Source organism: Shewanella sp. 10N.286.45.A1, assembly GCF_041470405.1.
GTDB lineage: Bacteria > Pseudomonadota > Gammaproteobacteria > Enterobacterales > Shewanellaceae > Shewanella.
Window position 1 is genome coordinate 1 of the sequence record NZ_JBFRMK010000463.1, and the last position, 790, is coordinate 790.

The 790-nt window shown below is 40.0% G+C and carries 1 protein-coding gene; it reads left to right on the forward strand.

Going from position 1 to position 790, the window contains the following annotated elements; genetic code table 11:
- Positions 1-287: 287 nt before the first annotated feature.
- Positions 288-680, forward strand: a complete 393-nt coding sequence (locus tag AB4238_RS22420) for a rhodanese-like domain-containing protein (protein ID WP_372035852.1) — start codon at positions 288-290, stop codon at positions 678-680.
- Positions 681-790 lie beyond the last annotated feature (110 nt).

Below are 790 nucleotides of genomic sequence, written 5' to 3' on the forward strand. Positions count from 1 at the left end.
AAAGATTTGATCGCTCAGCCAGAGTTAGGCGGTTTTGAGATAAGTGAAGAGCATAGTGAAACTAAGTTCAAACCCTTTAACGCAGAATCATAATCGCTAAAACTCGCTTGTCTGGAGTTTTTTAGCTACTACTTCTGCGTTAGAGAAACTCATAATGGCACGCGCATTATGTCATTACGCACTTTGGATTAGCTCACAAAAAAAGCACTCTGAGTAGATAAACTTCTTATTCTGATTGGTATAATACTCTATCAACCAGTTCTAAATTATTATAAAAAGGAAAATTGATGAGTAAGATGCTTAGACTACAGTCTCTAAAATCAAATGCCATTGTTTTTGTGGTAGTAGCGGCTTTGCTATTTATGTTTAGCAAACTTGCATTTGCGGCAGATCAAAATGTTGAGCAAGCTTGGCAAAAAATTGATGCTGGCGCTTTAGTTGTCGATGTGCGAACCGCAGAAGAGTTTGAGCAGGGTCATCTACCCAATGCTATCAATATTCCTTTTGAGCAGATAACGACCGTATTTGCCGATAGAAAAATTGCTAAAGACAAGTCAGTGGTGGTTTACTGCCGCAGTGGTCGTCGTAGCGGTATTGCTAATGAAGCACTGATCAGTGCTGGCTATACTAACACCTATAATGGTGGCGGATTCCAAATGCTAAGCCAACAACAAAAATAGTGCGATGACTTAAAAGAAACTCAGTCATCTCGCTATATAGCCACACCCAAGGTCACGTTATGTGGCCTTCGCTTTTAATAGCCCCTTTAACACCAAAGCTACCAAAGCTA

Excerpts from the sequence above, each read along its gene's own strand:
- AB4238_RS22420 (WP_372035852.1), top strand. The coding sequence starts at position 288 with ATGAGTAAGATGCTTAGACTACAGTCTCTAAAATCAAATGCCATTGTT.